General features: G+C 62.4%; 23 protein-coding genes. 15 read left to right on the top strand and 8 right to left on the bottom strand.

All coding sequences use genetic code 11. The features are described from left to right. Nucleotides 1–2 precede the first annotated feature (2 nt). The 10 genes from R4P64_RS27870 (at nt 3) to tuf (ending at nt 10,553) form a co-directional block, all read left to right on the top strand. Entirely contained in the window at nt 3–1,988 is a 1,986-nt protein-coding gene (locus R4P64_RS27870; RefSeq protein ID WP_317823449.1) for an acetyl/propionyl/methylcrotonyl-CoA carboxylase subunit alpha, read from the top strand. Beyond that, a complete protein-coding gene (locus R4P64_RS27865) occupies nt 1,988–3,148 on the top strand; it encodes an acyl-CoA dehydrogenase family protein (RefSeq protein WP_033236424.1) in 1,161 nt (386 codons plus the stop codon). Before R4P64_RS27870 ends, R4P64_RS27865 begins: the two co-directional genes overlap by 1 nt. Nucleotides 3,149–3,173: 25 nt before the next feature. Next, complete coding sequence (locus R4P64_RS27860) at nt 3,174–3,971, top strand: enoyl-CoA hydratase family protein (protein WP_033236423.1); 798 nt, start codon at nt 3,174–3,176, stop codon at nt 3,969–3,971. Nucleotides 3,972–3,987: 16 nt separating this feature from the next. Beyond that, nucleotides 3,988–4,599, top strand: coding sequence for a TetR/AcrR family transcriptional regulator (locus R4P64_RS27855; protein WP_033236422.1), 612 nt, complete (start codon nt 3,988–3,990; stop codon nt 4,597–4,599). Nucleotides 4,600–4,635: 36 nt separating this feature from the next. After that, nucleotides 4,636–5,193, top strand: coding sequence for a DUF3558 domain-containing protein (locus tag R4P64_RS27850; RefSeq protein WP_219112160.1), 558 nt, complete (start codon nt 4,636–4,638; stop codon nt 5,191–5,193). Next, nucleotides 5,190–5,714: a DUF3558 domain-containing protein gene (locus R4P64_RS27845; RefSeq protein ID WP_317823448.1), complete on the top strand. Its 525-nt coding sequence runs from the start codon at nt 5,190–5,192 to the stop codon at nt 5,712–5,714. Before R4P64_RS27850 ends, R4P64_RS27845 begins: the two co-directional genes overlap by 4 nt. A gap of 364 nt (nt 5,715–6,078) precedes the next feature. Next, complete coding sequence (gene rpsL, locus R4P64_RS27840) at nt 6,079–6,453, top strand: 30S ribosomal protein S12 (protein WP_003941908.1); 375 nt, start codon at nt 6,079–6,081, stop codon at nt 6,451–6,453. Continuing rightward, nucleotides 6,453–6,923: a 30S ribosomal protein S7 gene (rpsG, locus tag R4P64_RS27835; protein WP_003941856.1), complete on the top strand. Its 471-nt coding sequence runs from the start codon at nt 6,453–6,455 to the stop codon at nt 6,921–6,923. Before rpsL ends, rpsG begins: the two co-directional genes overlap by 1 nt. Before the next feature lie 204 nt (nt 6,924–7,127). After that, complete coding sequence (fusA, locus tag R4P64_RS27830; protein ID WP_033236420.1) at nt 7,128–9,230, top strand: elongation factor G; 2,103 nt, start codon at nt 7,128–7,130, stop codon at nt 9,228–9,230. 132 nt (nt 9,231–9,362) lie between these two features. After that, nucleotides 9,363–10,553, top strand: coding sequence for an elongation factor Tu (gene tuf, locus R4P64_RS27825; protein ID WP_033236419.1), 1,191 nt, complete (start codon nt 9,363–9,365; stop codon nt 10,551–10,553). A gap of 132 nt (nt 10,554–10,685) precedes the next feature. Here tuf and R4P64_RS27820 read toward each other — a convergent pair whose 3' ends face one another. The 5 genes from R4P64_RS27820 to R4P64_RS27800 are packed head-to-tail and all read right to left on the bottom strand — an operon-like array spanning nt 10,686 to nt 13,217. Next, nucleotides 10,686–11,249: a hypothetical protein gene (locus tag R4P64_RS27820; RefSeq protein ID WP_033236418.1), complete on the bottom strand. Its 564-nt coding sequence runs from the start codon at nt 11,247–11,249 to the stop codon at nt 10,686–10,688. After that, nucleotides 11,246–12,259 carry a DUF6286 domain-containing protein gene (locus tag R4P64_RS27815; protein ID WP_317823446.1) on the bottom strand — a complete coding sequence of 338 codons (1,014 nt, stop codon included), beginning with the start codon at nt 12,257–12,259 and terminating at the stop codon, nt 11,246–11,248. Before R4P64_RS27815 ends, R4P64_RS27820 begins: the two co-directional genes overlap by 4 nt. Next, the gene (locus R4P64_RS27810; protein WP_033236416.1) at nt 12,246–12,425 is read right to left on the bottom strand and encodes a hypothetical protein; all 180 of its coding nucleotides are present in this window, start codon (nt 12,423–12,425) and stop codon (nt 12,246–12,248) included. Before R4P64_RS27810 ends, R4P64_RS27815 begins: the two co-directional genes overlap by 14 nt. Before the next feature lies 1 nt (nt 12,426). Beyond that, nucleotides 12,427–12,726 (bottom strand): hypothetical protein, encoded by a 300-nt coding sequence (locus R4P64_RS27805; RefSeq protein ID WP_317542494.1) that lies wholly within the window; start codon nt 12,724–12,726, stop codon nt 12,427–12,429. Nucleotides 12,727–12,752: 26 nt separating this feature from the next. Continuing rightward, nucleotides 12,753–13,217 (bottom strand): Asp23/Gls24 family envelope stress response protein, encoded by a 465-nt coding sequence (locus R4P64_RS27800; RefSeq protein ID WP_045070913.1) that lies wholly within the window; start codon nt 13,215–13,217, stop codon nt 12,753–12,755. 187 nt (nt 13,218–13,404) lie between these two features. Between R4P64_RS27800 and R4P64_RS27795 the strand changes: the two genes are divergently transcribed. After that, on the top strand, nt 13,405–14,583 hold the full coding sequence (locus R4P64_RS27795) for an NAD(P)/FAD-dependent oxidoreductase (protein WP_233366456.1): 1,179 nt from the start codon (nt 13,405–13,407) through the stop codon (nt 14,581–14,583). A gap of 62 nt (nt 14,584–14,645) precedes the next feature. Next, entirely contained in the window at nt 14,646–15,413 is a 768-nt protein-coding gene (locus R4P64_RS27790) for a glutamate racemase (protein WP_033236414.1), read from the top strand. Nucleotides 15,414–15,417: 4 nt separating this feature from the next. Here the strand turns inward: R4P64_RS27790 and R4P64_RS27785 are convergent, their stop codons facing one another. Both R4P64_RS27785 and R4P64_RS27780 read right to left on the bottom strand, forming a co-directional pair. Further along, nucleotides 15,418–15,783 carry an SPW repeat protein gene (locus R4P64_RS27785; RefSeq protein ID WP_033236413.1) on the bottom strand — a complete coding sequence of 122 codons (366 nt, stop codon included), beginning with the start codon at nt 15,781–15,783 and terminating at the stop codon, nt 15,418–15,420. A gap of 135 nt (nt 15,784–15,918) precedes the next feature. Further along, a complete protein-coding gene (locus tag R4P64_RS27780) occupies nt 15,919–17,004 on the bottom strand; it encodes a phospholipase D family protein (RefSeq protein ID WP_317823442.1) in 1,086 nt (361 codons plus the stop codon). Between the two features lie 280 nt (nt 17,005–17,284). On the opposite strand from R4P64_RS27780, the gene R4P64_RS27775 reads away from it, so the two are divergent. Both R4P64_RS27775 and R4P64_RS27770 read left to right on the top strand, forming a co-directional pair. After that, complete coding sequence (locus R4P64_RS27775) at nt 17,285–18,031, top strand: DNA alkylation repair protein (protein WP_317823440.1); 747 nt, start codon at nt 17,285–17,287, stop codon at nt 18,029–18,031. Between the two features lie 83 nt (nt 18,032–18,114). Further along, nucleotides 18,115–19,359: a glycosyltransferase family 87 protein gene (locus R4P64_RS27770; RefSeq protein ID WP_317823438.1), complete on the top strand. Its 1,245-nt coding sequence runs from the start codon at nt 18,115–18,117 to the stop codon at nt 19,357–19,359. On the opposite strand, the gene R4P64_RS27765 is transcribed toward R4P64_RS27770, so the two are convergent. Further along, complete coding sequence (locus R4P64_RS27765; RefSeq protein ID WP_092801912.1) at nt 19,343–20,398, bottom strand: ferredoxin--NADP reductase; 1,056 nt, start codon at nt 20,396–20,398, stop codon at nt 19,343–19,345. The genes R4P64_RS27770 and R4P64_RS27765 overlap by 17 nt on opposite strands. A 362-nt stretch (nt 20,399–20,760) precedes the next feature. On the opposite strand from R4P64_RS27765, the gene mdo reads away from it, so the two are divergent. Further along, on the top strand, nt 20,761–22,035 hold the full coding sequence (gene mdo / locus R4P64_RS27760; protein WP_033236488.1) for an NDMA-dependent methanol dehydrogenase: 1,275 nt from the start codon (nt 20,761–20,763) through the stop codon (nt 22,033–22,035). The last annotated feature ends 65 nt before the right edge of the window (nt 22,036–22,100 follow it).

Below are 22,100 nucleotides of genomic sequence, written 5' to 3'. Positions count from 1 at the left end.
CCGTGACAATCACTTCAGTACTGGTCGCCAATCGTGGCGAAATCGCCCGCCGTGTCTTCGCAACGTGTCGGAAGAACGGAATCGGCACGGTCGCGGTATTTTCCGACGCAGATGCCGACAGCCCTCACGTCGCCGAAGCCGATGCTTCGGTTCGCCTGCCGGGTAACACGCCTGCCGAGACCTACCTGCGGGGCGAGTTGATCATCGCCGCCGCGAAGGCTTCGGGCGCCGACGCGATTCACCCCGGATACGGATTCCTCTCCGAGAACGCGGAGTTCGCGCGCAGCGTCATCGACGCGGGGCTGACGTGGATCGGCCCACCCGTCGAATCCATCGAGCTCATGGGGTCGAAGGTCGAGTCCAAGAAGATCATGGACGCCGCCGGAGTGCCGGTGCTTTCCGAACTCGATCCCGCTGCGGTGACCGAAGCTCATCTGCCAGTGCTGATCAAGGCGTCGGCGGGCGGCGGCGGACGCGGAATGCGTGTCGTTCGTGAATTGTCGGCGCTGGAAGGCGAACTGGAAGCAGCGCGGCGTGAGGCGCAGTCCGCCTTCGGTGACCCGACTGTCTTCTGTGAGCGCTACCTCGAGACCGGTCGTCACATCGAGGTCCAGGTGATGGCCGACCGCCACGGCGGGGTGTGGGCGGTGGGGGAGCGCGAGTGCTCGATCCAGCGTCGGCATCAGAAGGTGGTCGAAGAGGCACCGTCGCCGCTCGTGCAACGCATCCCCGCCATGCGCGACAAGCTGTTCGACGCCTCGCGGCTCGCAGCCAACGCCATCGGCTACGAGGGTGCGGGAACCGTTGAATTCCTGGCAGACGAAAAGGGTGACTTCTTTTTTCTGGAGATGAACACTCGCCTGCAGGTGGAGCATCCCGTCACCGAGTGCACCACCGGACTCGATCTGGTGGAACTGCAATTGCAGGTCGCTTCAGGTGAAGTGCTTCCGGACGAGCAGCCGGAGATTCGCGGACATTCCATCGAGGTGCGCCTGTACGCCGAGGACCCCGCCAAGAACTGGCAACCGCAGAGCGGAACCGTTCACCACATCGAGTTGCCCGGTGACCCGCAAGAATTCAGTGTTCTGCGTGAGCAGGGCGTTCGCCTCGACTCCGGCGTCGTCGACGGCAGTGTTGTCGGCGTCCACTACGACCCGATGTTGGCCAAGGTCATCTCGTACGCGCCGACGCGGAACGCAGCTGCCCGGCTGCTCGCGTCGACGCTGGCGCGCACCAGGATTCACGGTCTGCGGACCAACCGCGATCTGCTCGTCAATGTCCTGGCTCACCCGGCCTTCATTGCCGGGGATACCGATACGGCGTTCTTCGAGACCCATGACCTCGAGAAGTTGTCAACGCCTCTGGCCGACACCGACGCCGAAAGGCTTTCGGCGCTGGCGGCGGCACTTGCCGATGCCGCGCACAACCGGGCGTCGGCGCGCGTCATCGGCCGCTTGCCCAGCGGGTGGCGCAACCTCCCGTCACAGCCGCAGAGCAAGAGTTACTCCACTGCGTCGGGCGACTACGACGTCCGCTACTCCCTGAGCCGAAGCGGCGTGCTGAGTGCAGAAGGGTTCGACGGCGTGAGCCTGGTATCGGCAACTGCGACCCGGGTAGTGCTCGAGCAGAGCGGAGTTCGGCGTTCGTTCGACGTGGCGGCCTACGGGAGTGAGATTTTTGTCGACTCCTCGCTCGGGCCCGTCGCGTTGACGGCAGCACCGCGCTTCGTCGATCCGTCGGCGGAAGTCGCCGCCGGTTCGTTGCTCGCTCCGATGCCGGGATCAGTTATTCGCCTCGGCGCAGCACTCGGTGACACAGTCACTGCCGGCCAGCCGATTCTGTGGCTAGAGGCCATGAAGATGGAACACACCGTCACCGCGCCGACAGCCGGTGTCCTGGTAGAACTTCCGGTCGCCGTCGGCCAGCAGGTCGAGGTCGGATCGGTACTCGCACGTGTGGAAGAACCCGCTACAGAAGAGGACGCATGATGAGTTTCATCGAAACCGAAGAGCAGAAGGAACTGCGGGCATCCGTTTCCAAACTGGGTGAGCGCTTCAACTATGTCGACTACGTGCTGCCCAAGGCGCGCAAGGGTGAGCCGCTCACCGAATTGTGGAACGAGGCGGGCAAACTCGGGTTCCTGGGCGTCAACCTGCCCGAGGAATACGGCGGCGGCGGTGCCGGCATCTACGAACTCGCGCTGGTGCAGGAGGAATTGGCGGCGCAGGGTGCCGGTCTGCTCCTGGTTGTCGTCTCGCCGGCCATCTGCGGCACCATCATCGGCAAGTACGGCACTGCGGAGCAGAAGCAGCAGTGGCTGCCCAGCCTCGCCGACGGCTCCAAGATCATGGCGTTCGGAATCACCGAGGCCGACGCGGGTTCGAACTCACACCAGATCACGACGACGGCACGCAGGGATGGCGAAGACTGGATCCTGAGCGGCAACAAGATCTACATCTCGGGCGTCGATCAAGCTGACGCAGTGCTCATCGTCGCGCGCACCGAGGACTCCAAGACCGGCAAGCTCAAGCCCGCTCTGTTCATCGTCCCCACGGATTCTCCCGGATTCGTGAAGACACAGATGGAGATGGATATCATCGAGCCGGACCACCAGTTCATCTTGTTCCTCGACGATGTACGGCTGCCGGCCGACGCTCTGGTCGGCGAAGCCGATGCCGCCCTGATGCAGTTGTTCGCCGGTCTCAACCCCGAGCGCATCCTGGGTGCGTCGATGGCCATCGGAATGGGCCGTTACGCCCTGAACGCCGCGGTGAAGTTCGCCAACGAGCGCACGGTGTGGAAGACGCCGATCGGTGCCCACCAAGGTATTTCGCATCCCCTCGCGCAGGTGAAGATCGAACTCGAGCTCGCCAAGCTGATGATGCAGAAGGCCGCGGTCCTCTACGACAGTGGTGACGATTTCGGTGCTGCCGAAGCCGCGAACATGGCGAAGTACGCGGCTGCCGAGGCCAGCATCAAGGCACTCGATCAGGCGATCCAGACGCACGGCGGGGCGGGTCTGACGAAGGAATACGGACTGGCCGCCATGCTCGGCGCGGCTCGTATCGCCCGTGTCGCGCCGGTGAGCCGCGAGATGATCCTCAACTTCGTCTCGCAGCATTCTCTCGGTCTGCCTCGGTCTTACTAGACGGTCTCACTGGAAAGGGCGAAGCATGACGGACGAGGACAAGCCATACGTACGGTACGAAGTATCCGGTGGTGCGGCCACGATCACTCTCGACTCACCACACAACCGCAACGCGATTTCGACGCGGTTGGTCACGGAGTTGCAGGCTGGACTGACGTCGGCGGCCGCTGATCCGGCAGTTCGAGCAGTGGTGCTCACCCACACCGGTGGAACATTCTGTGCGGGAGCCGATCTCAGTGAAGCATCCGGGTCGTCCGTATCTCCGGAGGAGGCAGTCAAAGAGCGTGGGCGGGGGATGCTGACGCTCTTGCGCAGCATTCTCGAGCTGCCCAAGCCCGTGATCGGGCGCATCGACGGTCACGTCCGGGCCGGGGGTATGGGTCTTGTCGGGGCGTGCGACATCGTCGTCGCCGGACCGGCGAGCACCTTCGCGGTGACGGAATCACGATTGGGGTTGGCCGCGTCCATCATCTCGCTCACGGTCCTACCGAGGCTCGGCCAGCGATCTGCGAGCCGGTACCTGCTCACCGGAGAGAAGTTCGGACCGAACGAGGCCCACGCTATCGGGCTGGTGACGGAAGCGTCGCAGGGCACCGCTGAGTCGATCACTGAACTCTTGGTCACATTGCGTCAGTGCTCGCCACAGGGGCTGGCCGAATCGAAATGGCTCACGACCAGGCAGGTCCTGGCCGGATTCGACCGAGACGGCGAGGAGATGATCGCGCAGTCGGCGCGGCTGTTTTCCTCTGACGAGGCTCGTGAGGGCATGATGTCTTTCTTGCAGAAGCGTCCAGCAGCCTGGGCACAACAGAACGCACAGTAGAAGGGATGGCGGCGCGATGACTCGAGAACCCAAGCAGGACCGAAGTCGAGTCACGCGCTCCCACCTGCTCGAAGTGACGGTGGAGTGTCTCGCCGAACTCGGATGGGGTGCAACGACGATGAGTGTCGTCGCGCAGCGGGCCGGGGTATCCCGTGGTGCCATGCAGCACCACTTCCCGACGCGTGAGGACCTGATCACCGCGGCACTCGAGGTGATGTTCGACGCCCGAATGGATCAGGCACGCAAAGAGTCCACCGACCTTCCCGCGGGTGCCGGTCGAACCGAGGCGATCATCTCCCGATTGGTCGAGTACTACACCGGCACTCTGTTCAAGGCAGCACTTCAGGTGTGGACGGCGGCAGCTTCCGACCCGGACTTGCGAGCGCGAGTGTTGCCACTCGAGGAACGGTTCGGGCGCATCGCGCACCGCATGGCCGTCGAGAGTCTTGGCGCCGACGACGCAGATCCGACGACGCACCGTCTGGTGCAGGCGACCCTTGACCTTGCCAGAGGGCTGGGGTTGGCAGATGTCTTGACCGACGACTCGCGTCGACGGTCCGAGGTGGTCAGAACGTGGGCGGCGCAACTCGACTCGACTCTCGTGCGTGTGTCAGCGCCGGTGTCGTGATCGCGCAGCTCTGATCCCGGAAGTACAGTCACCTGCATGCCGCGCCGCAGAGCCCTGTCCTTCAGTACCCCGTTGGTGGTCGCTGCTGCGGTGCTGGTGTCGGTTACCGGCTGTGGGGCCGACGACGGCACAGCGGAACAGTCCACAGGTTCAGCGCCCACCGCCCAGGCAGCAACCGATCCCGGTCCGATGTTCGCAGAATGCGGATCGGTGACGGATGAGGAGGTGGTCGCGGCTTTCGGGCTCGCGTTCACCGATGTCACCAGAAACGGTGTCGGCTGTGAATGGACGGTTGCCGGTTCGTTGGGACCAAGCGTCGCGTTCTCCTGGTACCGCGGCAGCCCGATCGGCCGCGAGCGCGCCGGTTCCGACCTTCTCGGTCGACCTGCCGCCGACATCACGATCGAGGGCCACTCCGGTTTCATCGCGTCGCGAGAAGGCGTTCTGTGCGAGTTGGGTATTTCCTTCGGGGGCGATTTTGTCCATTGGTCGGTGAACTACGGCTCCGCGAACTCCGGGCTTGTCGCCCCGCCTGCCGATCCGTGTGTTGTCGGGAAGAGCCTGATGGAACTCACTGTCTCGAGGGCACAGTGAGTCGCGCCCGGGCGGCGGCGCTTGGCGCGTCGTTGATCCTGCTGACGGGGTGCGGTTCGACAGTGACGGGAACGCCGCTGGCCGAGGGCGGCTATCAGGGCAGTGGCAGCGAGAAGTTCGCCAACATCCTGCAGGAATGTGAAGCGGTGTCCGACCCGCAGATCGCGGCGGCAATCGGCGCCGACGGCGTCGACCGTGGGTTCTACGGGGCAATCTGTCGGTGGGACGGGGTTGGCGGCGCAGGTCCGGTCCATGTCACGTTCAACTGGTTCGAGACCGGCACCACCGATCACGAGGTCGCCGCATTCGAGCATCTCGGATATGTGGTCGAGAAGATCACCGTCAAGGGCAGTGACGCCTACCTCGTGCGGCAACCGGCGGATCCACAAAGCTGTGGCATCACCGCCGGCGCTCCGGCCGGGGGAGTGTTCGGTTGGTGGGTGCGCCAGCCGGTCGGCGGCATGGATGCGTGCGCGGGAGTCACTAAACTTGGAGAACTGACGCTCAACGTCAGTATTTGAACCTGCTGTCGAACCTGGTCGTTGCTGTGAGTTCCGTATCACTTCAGGCTCATTTTGACCACATAGCACGCTGGCAGGTATCGTTATGGGTCGTGTCCGGCATGCCCGGGCCGATCTGTGTGCCTAGCTAGGTATTGCCGTGCGCACGTTCGAGCAGTTACTGCTTCAGAACGAGCATCCGGCTGCCTGTGTGGGGGTATGCGACACGCCCGACCTCGGGTGCAGAGCGAGGCGCATTTGCGCAGCGCAGCAGTATCAGAGGTGGGTGAGGAGCAGCAGCTATCTTGCTCCAACTGCTAGATCCCTAATTTCAGAACAGCCAAGGTTGCTTCGAGCAGTCTGTTCCGACGTAGAAAGCCGGTAAATGCCAACCATCAACCAGCTGGTCCGCAAGGGTCGCCGCGACAAGACCGCCAAGGTCAAGACGGCAGCCCTCAAGGGCAGCCCGCAGCGTCGTGGCGTGTGCACTCGCGTGTACACCACCACCCCCAAGAAGCCGAACTCCGCTCTCCGTAAGGTCGCTCGCGTTCGCCTGACGACTTCGGTCGAGGTCACCGCGTACATCCCCGGTGAAGGCCACAACCTTCAGGAGCACTCCATGGTGCTCGTCCGTGGCGGTCGTGTGAAGGACCTCCCGGGTGTCCGTTACAAGATCATCCGCGGCTCCCTCGACACCCAGGGTGTCAAGGGTCGCAAGCAGGCACGCAGCCGCTACGGCGCCAAGAAGGAGAAGAGCTAATGCCACGTAAGGGCCCCGCTCCGAAGCGCCCGCTCATCAACGACCCGGTTTACGGTTCCCCGTTGGTGACGCAGCTCGTCAACAAGATCCTGCTGGACGGCAAGAAGTCCACCGCAGAGCGAATCGTGTACCAGGCTCTCGAGCAGGCACGCGAGAAGACCGGCACCGATCCGGTCGTCACGCTCAAGCGCGCCCTGGACAACGTCAAGCCTGCACTCGAGGTTCGTAGCCGCCGCGTTGGTGGCGCTACCTACCAGGTGCCGGTCGAGGTTCGTCCCGGTCGTTCCACCACGCTGGCACTGCGCTGGCTGGTCACCTTCTCGCGTGCACGTCGTGAGAAGACCATGGTCGAGCGTCTCGCCAACGAGCTCCTCGATGCCAGCAATGGCCTCGGTGCAGCTGTGAAGCGTCGCGAAGACACTCACAAGATGGCCGAAGCCAACAAGGCATTCGCCCACTACCGCTGGTGATGTAAGCGTCGGAGCAACTGCCATCGGGTGGGTGCTCCGACGCTGTCGCCGTTGGCGACCTGATCACATCGGCCGGTTAATTCCGGACAGAGGTGGTCGGGTTGCCGCGGCAGAGACATAATTGAAAGACCATGGCCTTGACGGTGGAACACACCGGATACGGCCGACACCCGAAAAACCAAGCAACGAGCGGGGAAGAAACCTGTGGCACAGGAAGTGCTGACTGACCTGAACAAGGTCCGCAACATCGGCATCATGGCGCACATCGATGCCGGCAAAACCACCACCACCGAGCGCATCCTGTTCTACACCGGTGTCAATTACAAGATCGGTGAGACGCACGACGGTGCGTCGACGACGGACTGGATGGAGCAGGAGAAGGAACGCGGCATCACGATCACGTCTGCCGCCGTGACTTGCTTCTGGAACAACAACCAGATCAACATCATCGATACCCCCGGCCACGTCGACTTCACGGTCGAGGTGGAGCGGTCGCTGCGCGTGCTCGACGGCGCAGTTGCTGTGTTCGACGGTAAAGAGGGTGTCGAGCCGCAGTCCGAGCAGGTGTGGCGTCAGGCTGCCAAGTACGACGTTCCGCGTATCTGCTTCGTCAACAAGATGGACAAGATGGGCGCGGATTTCTACTTCACCGTGCAGACCATCATCGACCGTCTCGGCGCGAAGCCGCTCGTTCTCCAGCTGCCCATCGGCGCTGAGGACGACTTCGACGGCGTCGTCGACCTGGTCGAGATGCGTGCCATCACGTGGCGCGGCGTAGTTCCGACCGGTGCACTGCCGACCATCGAAGAGATCCCCGCGGATCTCGTCGAGAAGGCTGCAGAGTACCGCGAGAAGCTGCTCGAAACCGTTGCCGAGTCCGACGAAGCTCTCATGGAGAAGTACTTCGGCGGCGAAGAGCTCACGGTCGAGGAAATCAAGGGCGCCATCCGCAAGATGACGGTCGCTTCCGAGCTGTACCCGGTTATCTGTGGCTCCGCGTTCAAGAACAAGGGCGTTCAGCCCATGCTCGACGCAGTCATCGATTACCTGCCGAACCCGCTGGATATCGGCGAGGTTGTCGGACACAAGCTCAATGACGAAGAAGTAGAGATCACTCGCAAGCCGAGCAAGGAAGAGCCGTTCTCGGCTCTCGCCTTCAAGATCGCTGCTCACCCGTTCTTCGGCAAGCTGACCTTCGTCCGCGTGTACTCGGGTCGTATCGATCCGGGCGCACAGGTGCTCAACGCAACCAAGGGCAAGAAGGAGCGCATCGGAAAGCTCTTCCAGATGCACGCCAACAAGGAGAACCCGGTAGAAGAGGCCGTAGCCGGCCACATCTACGCGATGATCGGCCTCAAGGACACCACCACCGGTGACACCTTGTGCGATCAGGCGAACCCCATCGTCCTCGAGTCGATGTCGTTCCCCGCACCGGTCATCCAGGTCTCCATCGAGCCCAAGACCAAGTCCGACCAGGAAAAGCTGGGCGTCGCGATCCAGAAGCTTGCCGAAGAGGATCCGACCTTCTCGGTCGAACTCGACGACGAGACCGGTCAGACCGTCATCGGCGGCATGGGCGAGCTCCACCTCGACATCCTCGTCGACCGCATGCGTCGCGAGTTCAAGGTCGAGGCCAACGTCGGCAAGCCGCAGGTTGCGTACCGCGAGACCATCACCAAGACGGTCGAGAAGCACGACTACACCCACAAGAAGCAGACGGGTGGCTCGGGCCAGTTCGCAAAGGTCATCATCGCTCTGGAGCCTTTCGTGGGCGAAGACGGTGCTACCTACGCATTCGAGAACAAGGTCTCCGGCGGACGTATCCCGCGCGAGTACATCCCCTCCGTGGATGCAGGCGCACAGGACGCGATGCAGTACGGTGTTCTCGCCGGCTACCCGCTCGTGAACCTGAAGCTGTCGCTGCTCGATGGTGCTTACCACGACGTCGACTCCTCGGAAATGGCGTTCAAGGTTGCCGGTTCGCAGGCGCTGAAGGAAGCCGCCCGCAAGGCCGGCCCCGTCATTCTCGAACCCCTTATGGCTGTCGAGGTCACAACGCCCGAGGAGTACATGGGCGACGTGATCGGCGATATCAACTCCCGCCGTGGCCAGATTCAGGCCATGGAGGAACGCAGTGGTGCCCGTGTCGTGAAGGCGCTGGTTCCGCTCTCGGAGATGTTCGGTTACATCGGTGACCTGCGGTCCAGGACCCAGGGCCGGGCGAACTTCTCCATGGTGTTCGATTCCTACGCAGAGGTTCCCGCGAACGTCTCGAAGGAAATCATCGCCAAGGCGACGGGCGAGTAAGTAGTAAGTACTGCGAGCTCCCCAGCCCGCGCCGGTAAGTAACCTCGGTTGCTTTCGGCACGAAGCACGACCAAGTAATAACCAACCGCACTGCTGCATACGGCAAGCAATTATCAGTCCAGGAGGACAAAAGTGGCGAAGGCGAAGTTCGAGCGGACGAAGCCGCACGTGAACATCGGCACCATCGGTCACGTCGACCACGGCAAGACCACGACGACGGCGGCCATCACCAAGGTGCTTGCGGATGCTTTCCCCGACCTGAACGAGGCTTCGGCCTTCGATCAGATCGACAAGGCTCCCGAGGAAAAGGCTCGTGGCATCACGATCAACATCTCGCATGTTGAGTACCAGACGGACAAGCGCCACTACGCGCACGTCGATGCACCGGGTCACGCCGACTACATCAAGAACATGATCACCGGCGCGGCTCAGATGGACGGCGCTATCCTCGTCGTTGCAGCCACCGATGGCCCGATGCCCCAGACGCGCGAGCATGTCCTGCTCGCTCGCCAGGTTGGCGTTCCGTACATCCTCGTCGCCCTGAACAAGGCCGACATGGTTGACGACGAAGAGATCCTCGAGCTCGTCGAGATGGAGGTCCGCGAACTGCTGGCCGCTCAGGAATTCGACGAGGACGCCCCGGTCATCCCGATCTCGGCACTCAAGGCACTCGAGGGCGACGAGAAGTGGACCCAGTCCATCCTCGACCTCATGGCTGCAGTCGACGAGTCCATCCCGACTCCGGTTCGTGAGACCGAGAAGCCCTTCCTCATGCCTGTCGAGGATGTCTTCACGATCACCGGCCGTGGCACCGTTGTCACCGGTCGTATCGAGCGTGGCGTTGTCAACGTGAACGAGGAGGTGGAGATCGTCGGCATCAAGGAGACCTCCACCAAGACCACCGTCACGGGCATCGAAATGTTCCGCAAGCTGCTCGACTCGGGCCAGGCCGGCGACAACGTCGGACTGCTCGTTCGTGGCATCAAGCGCGAAGATGTCGAGCGTGGACAGGTTGTCGTCAAGCCGGGCACCACGACTCCCCACACGGAGTTCGAGGGCCAGGCATACATCCTGTCGAAGGACGAGGGCGGCCGCCACACCCCGTTCTTCAACAACTACCGCCCGCAGTTCTACTTCCGTACCACGGACGTTACGGGCGTCGTGACGCTGCCTGAGGGCACCGAGATGGTCATGCCCGGTGACAACACCGAGATGTCCGTCAAGCTCATCCAGCCTGTCGCCATGGACGAGGGCCTGCGCTTCGCAATTCGCGAAGGCGGCCGTACGGTCGGCGCCGGCAAGGTTTCCAAGATCATCAAGTGAGACTCTTGTCTTGCTAGTTGATTCATAGCTCCGCACAGAAAGGCGCTCATTCCCTTCGGGGAGTGAGCGCCTTTCTTGTTGTTGTACTTGTTTTGCGGTGGTGGTCTGCCTGCTCGGGAACCGGAGCCAGACCTACTGCGCGGCGTCCACTCGATCTAGGTGCAGTAGTACCTGCACCGCAACATCAGAACCGTCGAGGTTGCGGCGCGTTGTCGACGCGATGTCCTCGGCGCGGGTGGTGAAGTCGACGACGTTGATTCCGGGATCGGCGTTGACCACTACGGAGAGTGTCGGGAGCCCACGGTCTACGGTGGCTCGTCCCTTAGCGGCACGGACACCGGGCAAATGTGCGAGTTCAGCTGCAACACCATCGGCGATCGGACCGAGATCAACACTGATTTCGGTGCCGGACTGTGCATGTCGGAGCGTTATTGCTCGGGCGCGGCGCAGCCGAAGATTGAGATACAGCAAGCCGAAGCCGGCAATCACGCAGAAGACAAAAGTTCCGGTGAGAACCCAATGCCACCAGGGCTGCTCGGGAATTCCGAGGAGTGTCGGTCGATCCAGCCGTGACACCCACGTCCGGATCAGACGGACGCCGGCATCCCAGGCGATGATGTACGCACCGGCGACGACGAGAGCAATGCCGATGATCAGCACAACGATTCGGTCGAGCGCGGCTATGTAGCGGTTCACGATTCGACCTTCTGCTTTGCTGCGATTTCTCGGGCGAGAACGGTCAGACGGACGGGGCGCTGTAGGACGTCGAGGTGCGGTTGAACTGCTGTTTCGACGGCCGTGATCAGTGCGTCGCGATCCCCGCCGACGGTATCGATATGGACCTTGGCGTGTTTGCGGTCGACGGTGGTGTGGGCGCGTTCGACGCCGGGCACCGTTGCGGCTTGTCCGCTGCACATGCGGGCAATGTCGGTCGGGCGCATCCAGACGGTACCGGCATTCGGGTTCCCTAGTGGCACATGGGTTTTAGCACGTCGCTTCATCGCCGTCATGATCAGGACGACCCCGGCGACTACCGCTGCGATTGCCGTCGGTAGTAGCCACGTCTGCCAGTGCAATCGTGATGCCCATTCAACGGAGTTCGCGATCCACGGCGCAGATTCGAAGGTGCCGCGATTGATGAACCATTCACGTGAGACCACAAAAGCAAGCGCGAGCAGTCCGAACGCGATCACTACTGCCGATACCGCTGCGGCGGGTGCGGCGGCAGGCGTGCGAGGGGGAGTCCACTGCGAAACCGGTTGCTCGGCAGTGTCTTCGGGAATGCTGATGCCCGGTACGGCGCCCTCTTCGGGGACCGTGGTTGCCGCAATCAGAACGTTCATTTCGTGCAGCGGGTAGCCGGTGAGGGATTCGACACTCGTGGCGACCTCGTTGTGCACGCGACCTGTCAGTTCGACAACAGAGCACGGCCAGTTGACCGCAAGAAAGAGATTGACGGATACGGCGTCGGACCCCATCGCGATGTCTGCCCGCGGCAGTTCCCGTCCGGTCAACTTGCTCAGTCCGCCGGTTTGCCGGACAACTCCGGGGACCGTGATCGCGGCGGCTGTGGCGATTTTCGACATCGCGCGGTCCTTGATGACCAGTACGCCGCGAAGGCCGGGATCGACCTCAGGCTCGACAGGACCGGGTTTTGATGTGCCCGGCATCGAGGGGGTGGGTGTGGTGGACTCAGCCACGGCCACGGCTTCGGAGGATGGCGCCGAGGTCGAGGTGACCGTCGCGGTGCGCGCCGATCGCCATACCGGCTGCTCCGAGTAGGACGGCAAAAAGGAATCCGCTGAACCCGCCCAGGATTCCGGCGAGGGCGAGGAGCAGACCGACCAGCAGGCCGACTGTCGTGCTGTTCACATCAGTTCCTTTCTTCGATGAGGGGTGCGCGGTCATCGTCAGGGTGGCTGACGTCGCCTACGGTGACCGTGATCGGTACGTCGACGACCTGCCCGACCGCGTCGCGGACGTGCTGCGCGACAGTTATGACGTTTGCCGGGTAAGCGACGGATATGTGTACGTTGCAACCGTTTTCGTCGATGACCACGCCGGTGACGCGCTTGCCCGGGAGGTAGGTTCCGACTTCGCCGAACTCGCCGCCGTGCAGTGCGGCGACACCGTGAACCGCCAGCGCGGCGTCGGCGACGGTTTCGGCTGCCATACCGAGATCGATCCGTTCGGGACCGCTCACTGAACTCTCGGCTTCGCTTCCGCTTCGGTGCCCGGGTTCTCGGATTCGCCGAAGAGCATGACGTCGAAGACGGTGATGTTGACTTCGGTGACTTCGAGGCCGGTCATTCTTTCGACGGCCGCGATGACGTTGCGCCTGATTCCGAGTGCCAACTCGTGGAGGGCGACGCCGTATTCGGCGACGATTCCGATGTCGATCGCGGCCTGTTTCTCGCCGACCTCGACGGCCACGCCCTGCGCGTGATTGACGCGTGCACCAGGGATGCGGTCGCGGAGTGCGCCGACAGCGCGTGCGGTACCGCCGCCGACGTCGTACACGCCGTTGATCTCGCGGGTGGCTATGCCGGCGATCTTGGCGACCACGGCGTCCGCAATGATCGTTTTGCCCTGCGTGCTGTGGAGCGCGGCGCCACCGTCCGCGCCGAACTGGACGCTGCTGCTTCCACTGGAATCGCTGGTCATGCGGTGCTCCCTGCTCGAGTTTCAGTGTGTGCGTCTCACCTGTCATTAACTCTAGTGACAACCGCTGCTTCCCAGCGGGTGCACCACACCTACGTCCGAATTTGGTATGACAGAGTCTGACGTGAATACGTGACGGCTCTCATAGTGGGCGCCGATAGTGACGCAAGATCAGACGGGTGGGTGTGTGGTGGCACGGATTGTGATCGTGGGCGCAGGTTTGTCGGGGCTACGAGCCGCGGAGGAGCTGCGGCGCGCCGGTTTCGAGGGCGAGATAGTCCTCGCGGGCGGTGAGGCGCATCTGCCGTACGACCGTCCGCCGCTGTCGAAGGAAGTCATCCGGGGAGACAAGGACGAGACGACTCTGCGTCCGGCGGAGTTCTTCACCGAGAACGCGATCGACCTGAAGCTCGGTTCACCAGCACTCTCGGTGGATACCGCATCCAAGACCGTCGCGTTTGCCGACGGTTCGGAGCTGACGTACGACGATCTGATCATCGCCACGGGACTGACCCCAAGGCGCATCGGCGGTCTGCCTGAGCTTTCAGGCGTGCACGTCCTGCGTTCCATCGAGGAAGCACTCGCTCTGCGCGCGGACCTTGCGCCGGGCAAGCGAGCGCTGATCGTCGGTGCCGGCTTCATCGGCTGTGAATTGGCGTCGAGCATGAAGTCGCACGGAGTTGACGTCGTTCTGCTCGAACCGCAACCGACACCGCTTGCATCGGTACTCGGCACGACGGTCGGTGCTCTGGTGGAGCGACTGCACCGAGACGCGGGCATCGACGTCCGGGTTGGCGTCGGGCTCGAGACTCTGTCCGGCGACGGCGTCGTCGACACCGCTGTTCTCGGTGACGGTTCCGAAATTGCCGTCGACGTGGTCGCCATCGGCGTCGGATCATTGCCGGTGACGGATTGGCTTGCAGATTCCGGGATCGAACTTGGCAACGGAGTGCTGTGCGACGCGGTGGGCCGGACAAGTGTCGAGAACGTGTGGGCGATCGGTGACGTGGCCGCATGGACGATCGGGGAAGCGCGCAAGCGCGTCGAACACTGGAGCAACGCCGGGGATCAGGCAAAGATTCTTGCCGGGGCGTTGACCGGTACCGGTGACGCGAATGCGCCCGCGCAGGTTCCGTATTTCTGGAGCGATCAATACGACGTGAAGATTCAGGCGCTGGGAACGGTGTCGTCCACTGATCAGGTGCATATCGTCAAGGACGACGGCCGCAAGTTTGTCGCCTACTACGAGCGTGACGGAGTGTTGGCAGCTGTAGTCGGCTGTGGCAGTCCTGCGGCGGTGATGAAGATGCGCGCGAAGATCGCTGCGGGTACTCCGATCGCCGAAGTGTTGGAAGCCGCAGCAGTGTGAGTTGATGGACAGGCGGGCGAGCTGATGCGGCTCGGTCGGGTTCGGGACGCTAGATTTGTTCGGTGATCGTTGCGCTCATCGACTCGGGTCTAGGTTTGCTCCCGACTTCCGCTTGGCTTCGCCGCCTGCGTCCCGAATTGGATCTGGTGTTGTCCCTGGATCCTGACGGCGCACCATGGGGGCCGAAGCCTGCGCCGTGGGTGATCGACCGGGTGCTCGGTGCTGCGGCGCGAAGTCTCGACCGGGGCGCCGAGGTCATCGTGCTGCCATGCAATACGGCGAGTGTGACGGCGCTCGAGCATGTCCGCGAGCTGGTCGGGCCTGGTATTCCCGTAATCGGGACGGTACCGGCAATCAAACCAGCGGCTGCCGTGTGTGAGTCGGTGGCGATCTGGGCTACGGCGGCAACCACGGCCAGCCGCTATCAAGCAGATCTGATCGCGGAATTCGCGGATGGAACCGAGGTAGTCGGCGTCGCGTGCCACGGCCTCGCCGACGCCATCGACCGAGGCGACCGAGCGGGCGCCTTGGCCGCGATCAGCGACGCCGCGGCCCGGACACCAGACGGTGTGCAAGGTGTTGTTCTTGGCTGCACCCATTACCCGTTGTTGCGGGACGAGATTGTTGCCGCGCTGCCCGAAGGCGTCTTGCTCTTCGACAGCGCCGAGGCCGTCGCAAGGCAGACACTGCGCCGTATCGACGCAGCTGAGATGGACACTTCAGTTGGTTCCGGGACGGTCGAGGTGTTCGTGAGCGGACGCCCCGGCAGCCTTCCGTCCAGTGCTGAAGCATTCGACGCCGGACGGTTGTTGGGAGCAATCAGGGCCTGAGTACTCAGTGGGCGGCCACTCCGTGGTCGCCGTGATGCATTCTGGCGGCCATCATCGGCATCGCACTCACTGCCACCACTACGGTGAGGACTCCGACAACCCAGGCTGTCCAGGCTGCGCCTTCGAGGGCGTGGAAGTTCATGACCCAGGGGGAGATGAACATCAGAACGCCGAAGACACCCATCGCGTAGTCGGCGACGGCCATGTCCGGTCGTGCCATGTGAGCCAGGCCGGCGAGTGCAACGAGCACACCCAGGACGATCAGTGACCACATAGCCCGGTCGTTGGTGGTCAACCAGATCGGCGACAGTGCGGCAAAGACACCGAGAACCACGGCTACGGCATCCTGCATTCGATTCCACGACTTCATGGCGAAACCTCCTCGAGCGAAAAGATTCTTTCACTCTCGAGTAGACGCCTTCCTGAGGTCGAGTTCAACTCTCCGACAATTGCATTCGGGTTGCAGTTACCCGCAGGCAGAGCCGGTTTGTATCAAGATTTGTGATCATAGGTGCGACTCGGGTGCGAGCCGTGCGATCTTTCGAAACCGGGGTGCACGGTGTGGGATCGCATCCGATCGCGATGCTGGGCCGGCAGGCACAAGTTCGGGGTCGTAGACGATTCGTGGTGTCGGCAATGGAGCAGTCAAGTCCCACACATCGAGCAACGCACGTGCGAGATCGGCATTCCAGTACGACAAATCTCCTTCGATGTACAGGTCGTCAGGGAGGAGTCGTTGGTAGTTTGACGAATCGAGTGCCTCCTCCAGTTCGTCCCACGATTTCCAGTCGAGATCAGTGCGGTATCGGTATGCCTGGTACCGGCTTCCGTCAGCCTGATCTCTTGGTACGTCTATGAAGACAACAGGGGCTTCGAGGCCGTCATCGTCCCAGAGGAAAAGCACGTCATCGATCCGGAACTCGTCTCCGTCCTCCAAGACGAGCCAGTCCGTGCCGAAATTTGTCGAGCGATGCGCGCGCCGGACAATCCGGTTCATTTCCTTGCTGGCGACTTCGTCGACATCGACCTCGCCGTAGTTGCATACGAAAAACCGTGCATCCGACGTGGTGACCAGTTCGTCGGCGGAGGTGTTGATTCCCGGAACGCCAAAACGGTCGTTGTCTTGATCTGCCCCGTCAGCCCACAGCGCGTTCAGGCGAGGCAGATCCTGCGCAGTGACCTGTTCTGATGCCGATTTCTCAGCAATGACGAAGGCACGTGTCCAGGCGATCATCGCGTCGGTACCGGAGATGACCGAAGCCTCGTTCGTTCGCCGCGAGGAGCGAGCAGAAGCATTCGCCGATCCGATCGCTGCGCGCTCTGCGGTGGCAATCACCTTGGCGTGCAATGCCCCTGAGGACCACACCTCTACGCCCGCCGCGAGGTACGTTTCGATGGCCTGGGGGCTGGTGGAGTGCGAGCGGACGGCAGAATCCGATGCATTTGTCACCAGCACGTCCCCGAGTGTCAGTGGCATCAGTTTGGGCGCATCGCTGCCCAGAAATGCCACCGCCGCATACCGCGGACCTGCAGTCTGGATCGCTTTGGTGATCGCGCGCCACGCCTTCGGCCCGACAAACTTGTATTCCATCCCGGTATCCAACCAGACAGGATTAGATTTCACGCGGTGTCGGAGCCGGCTACTTTCCACGTCCGGTCAAGTTCGACTTTGTTTCAAGATTTGTGATCAGGGGTGCGGGCCGCGACCAGGCCGCGCGGGGCGGTGGCTGCGATGTGGCCGGAGAGCGCCATCAGCGTGAGTGTGGTGAAGGCCAGTGCAGTTGTGAGCATGGTTTCAGTGTTGCCGACCAGGCTGTGCCTACCTGGGGCGTTAGATGTGAGGACGCTGTGAGTTGTGAGATCGTGTCGACATGGGTGATCTGAGTGCTCGTGCGGTGGGCGAGGCATTGGCCGACCTGTCCGATCCGAAGGATGCTGTTCACCTTCAGCGGTTCTTCAAGACCGGGCCGGGGGAGTACGGCGAGGGCGACGTCTTCATCGGTGTTCGGGTGCCCAAGACACGGACCGTGGTCAAGCGGTTCGGCGGTCTCGAGTTGAGCGAAGTGCGTGTACTGCTCGACAGCGACGTTCACGAGTATCGTCTCGCCGGCCTGTTGATTCTGGTGACGCAGTTCGAGAAGTCAAGTAAGCAGCGGTCTTTCGACGACGAAGCCCGACGCACGATCGCCGAGTTCTACCTCGACGCGGTGGAGCGTGGGCGGGTGAACAACTGGGACCTGGTCGATTCGTCGGCCGGTCAGATTCTCGGCGGATGGTTGTTCGAGCGGAACCGAAGCCTGGTGTTCGAGCTCTCGGATTCGGGCGACCTGTGCCGTCGGCGCGTGGCGCTGTTGACCACGTACGGCTTCATCACGCGGGGCGACGCGTCGACAACTCTCGAGCTCGCGGCGTCCGTCCTCGACGATCGTCGTGATCTGACGCAGAAAGCGATGGGCTGGATGCTGCGTGAGGTGGGCAAACGCGTCGACCGGGGTTTGTTGACCGGGTTCCTGGAGCTGCATGCGCACGACATGGGTCGTACCGCATTGAGCTATGCGTGTGAGCACCTCAGTGCGGAGGAGCGGACGCATTTTCGGTCGCTCCGTGCGCCGGTGTGAGACTTTGCCGTAAGGGTCTGTGACACGATCGAGAGGTGCAGGCCTCCTCAGCTCGACTAGTTACAGCGACAACCATCGCGTCGATGCTCGCGGCAGCATGCGTGGTGCTGGCATATCTGGTGTACGTCGTGCGAGCCGTCGAACCTGTCGATTTCCTCGTCTATCGCTACGCTGTCGAGAAGTTTGCCAGTGGCGGTGACATCTATTCCGGGAACTTGTTCGGTCCGATGATCGAGCCTGAGGGAATGCCGTTCACCTACACGCCGTTTGCAGTGTTGTTGTTGTGGCCGACAGCGTTTTTCGACTGGTGGACTGCGTACCTTCTGTGGTCGCTTCTGTGCATTCTGTTGGTGGCGTGGACGGTTGCGCGCTTCACTCCGAGGTGGGTTCGCTTGCGGCCGTTGGTGATGGCGGCACTTCTGATCGGGGTGTCGGTGACACCGACGGTCAGCGCGCACATCTCATTCGGTCAGGTAAATCTGTTGTTGATGGCACTGGTGCTGTTCGACATCACTCGAGATGACAATTCGATTCTCGGCCGGTATTTCCCGCGTGGACTGTTGATCGGCGTTGCGACCGCGATCAAGCTGACTCCGGGGTTGTTCGTCGTCTACTTCGTGGTGACACGGCAATGGCGACTGGCGATCTGGAGTTCAGTGGGTGCGGCCGCTGCCACTGTTGCTGCCGCACTGGTTGATCCGGCGCTGAGCAGAACCTTCTGGACCGAAGTCGTGTGGAGTTTGAGTGGCCGCGTGGATCTTACGGGCGAGGCGATTGCCAGTTCGGGTAACGGCTCGCTGCAGGGCACTCTGGCTGCGCTGGGTTCCTGGACGGATGCGGTGGTGATGCCGTTGATCGTGCTGGTCGGCGCAGCGGCACTGTGGATTGCGAGGCGGATATACCTCGACGGCCGTAGCGTCGACGCGGCACTGGTGATCGGGTTGAGCGCGCCGATTCTGTCGCCGATCAGCTGGATTCATCACTGGGTGTACCTGATCCCGGCGGCGGTCACGATACTGTTCCGGCTGCGTTCGCGTCGTGGTGTCGCGGTTTTTGTTGCAGCTCTGGTGGTGGTCTATTGCGGACCGAGTATGGGACAGCAGTTGATGGACGCGTCGGTGCTGCTCGTGCCGGTCGGTGCGATCTTGCGGGAGGGTTTCATCCTGGTCAGCGCCGCGGCAATTGTTGCTTTGTGGCAGATGCGGCCACGCCCGGACACTGTGTTCGGGGAGAATTCGGTGTTCGGGGAAAACGGTTCGGCCCCCGAATCCGAAGGGACTCAGGGGCCGAACAGTATCGAAGAATCCGGTGTCAGAACTCGATCTTGAGGCTGTCGGAGACAGGCTTTGCCTGGCATCCGAGAATGTACCCGTTTGCGATGTCCTCGGCGTCGAGGATCTCGGAGTTGTCCATCTGCACTTCGCCTTCGGTGACGGTGCAGGCGCAGGAGCCGCATTCGCCTTCCTGGCAGGAGTACGGCACGTCGAGGCCCTTGGCGAGCATGATGTCGACGAGGGTCTGCTTGCGCGGCCAGACGAGTGTGTGGGTTTCGCCGTCCAATTCGACCTCGACCGTGGCGGCGTCGGCAGCTTCCTCGTCGGTGACCTCGGCGAGCTCGACGTCCTTGAACGGGTCGCCGGCGAGGGAATTGAAGACCTCGGCGTGGACCTGTGTGCGGGGCATGCCGGCTTCGGCGAGTGCGTTGTGCACGGCGTCCATGAAGGGGCCGGGGCCACACATGAAGGCTTCGTAGGCGACAAACGGCTTGGCCAGCGTTGCCAGCTGCGAAACGACCGGGAGTCCCTGGACCGATTCGATCCAGTGGATGACGGTCAGGCGACCGGCGTACTTCGTTGCGAGTTCGCGAAGCTCTGCACCGAAGATGACGGACTTCTCGTCACGGTTGGCGTACACGAGGACAACGTTGCCGCTGCCCTGGGTGAGAGCGGACTTGAGGATCGAGATCACCGGCGTGATGCCGCTGCCCGCGCCGAAGAGCAGGAAATCGTGATCGAGCGACTTGGGGGTGAACACACCGGAGGGCGGCAGCACTTCGATGGTGTCGCCGACCTGAACCTTGTCGCACAGCCAGTTGGAGCCATAGCCGTCGACGGTTCGCTTGACGGTCACCTTGGGGGCGTCGTCGGTGAACGGTGAGCTGGCCAGGGAGTAGCACCGGGCAACAGAACCGGTCTGGTCGCTGGGGATGCGCAGGGTGAGGAACTGTCCGGGCTTGTAGTCGAACTTGCCCTTCAGGTCTGCGGGGATCTCGAATACCAGCGACCGGGCGTCCGAAGTCTCTTCCACGACTCCGGACACGGTGAGTACCGCCGATCGCGAGCTGTGCGGTACCTCGACTGTCGTCATCGCGAAGCAAGTCCTCTCGTGAAGCTGGGTAATGCGCAGGTCAGTGAAATGCTGCAGGTAGAACATGTTCTAGTTCAATGCTAGCAGTGATGAAAAGCTACTGGGGATCCTAGTCGCGCGGCAAAACGTTCCCGATCAGCGGGAATCAGACCGATCGTGATGGGGGCGCCTGGCGGGCCGGGGCGGTCACAACCTGCCCGAATGGGCGGTTCGGGGGCGGCGTCCGGGCGGTAATCGCAGCGAACTGTGGGTTCGGGCTGTCGGCCGGTCCACAGTGGAGTGCAGATGAGATGCCGATCACAAACAAGCGGCTTTCAATCACTCCCACCGTCACAGTCACGCATTCGCGAGGAGCAAAGAAGATGGCAATCGAGCTCAATCAGATCTGGGACTTCCCGATCAAGGAATTTCATCCGTTCCCCCGCGCACTCATGGGTGTGGGTGCTCACGACATCATCGGCGTCGAAGCCAAGAACCTCGGGTTCAAGCGCACCTTGTTGATGACGACGGGTCTGCGCGGCTCGGGAATCATCGAAGAACTGATCGGCAAGATCGAGTACCAGGGCGTCGAGGTGGTTCTCTACGACAAGGTGGAGTCCAACCCCAAGGACTACAACGTCATGGAGGCCGCGGCGCTCTACCAGAAGGAGAAGTGCGACTCGATCATCTCGATCGGTGGTGGCTCGAGCCACGACGCCGCCAAGGGTGCCCGCGTCGTGATCGCGCACGACGGTCGCAACATCAACGAGTTCGAGGGATTTGCCAAGTCCACGAACAAGGAGAACCCTCCGCACATCGCCGTTTCCACCACAGCCGGTACGGGTTCCGAGACGTCATGGGCGTACGTCATCACCGACACGTCTGACATGAACAACCCGCACAAGTGGGTGGGCTTCGACGAGGCGACCATCGTGACCCTCGCGGTCGACGACCCGCTGCTCTACTACACCTGCCCTCAGCACTTCACCGCGTACTGCGGCTTCGACGTACTTGCCCACGGCAGTGAGCCTTTCGTGTCTCGCCTGGATTTTGCGCCGTCGCTCGGCAACGCGATCTACTCGGTCGAGTTGGTCGCGAAGAACCTGCGCGAGGCTGTCTTCGAGCCGCGGAACCTCAAGGCCCGCGAGGGAATGATGAACGCGCAGTACATTGCCGGCCAGGCCTTCAACTCCGGCGGACTCGGAATCGTTCACTCGATCTCACATGCGGTGAGCGCTTTCTTCGACAGCCACCACGGTCTGAACAATGCCATCGCGCTGCCTCGGGTGTGGGAGTACAACCTGCCCTCGCGCTACGAGCGTTACGCCCAGTTGGCGGGAGCTCTCGGTGTCGACACCCGCAACCTCACGACGGTGCAGGCCGCCGACGCTGCCGTCGAGGCCGCGATCCGTCTGGCCAAGGATGTCGGTATCCCTGACAACTTCGGTCAGGTGCGCACCGATTCGTACGCGAAGAACCAGATGAACACCAAGAAGTACGAGGGTCGTGGTGATGTCATCAAGGGTGACGAGAAGACTGTGCGCGCCATCTCCGAGCACATTCAGGACGACTGGTGCACCCCGGGCAATCCCCGTGAGGTCACCGTGGAGTCGATGATCCCGGTTGTCGATCACGCGATCAACAAGTCCTACTTCTAACGGGCCTTCGGCCCCGTGCGCCTTTCTGGTAGCCCGCGCTACCAGAAAGGCGCACGTGGGGCTTT

This window comes from Rhodococcus sp. IEGM 1366, from assembly GCF_033142425.1.
GTDB classification, from domain to species: domain Bacteria; phylum Actinomycetota; class Actinomycetes; order Mycobacteriales; family Mycobacteriaceae; genus Rhodococcus_F; species Rhodococcus_F globerula.
The sequence above is the reverse complement of the archived record's forward strand: the minus strand, read 5'-3'. Positions and strand labels throughout refer to the sequence as shown.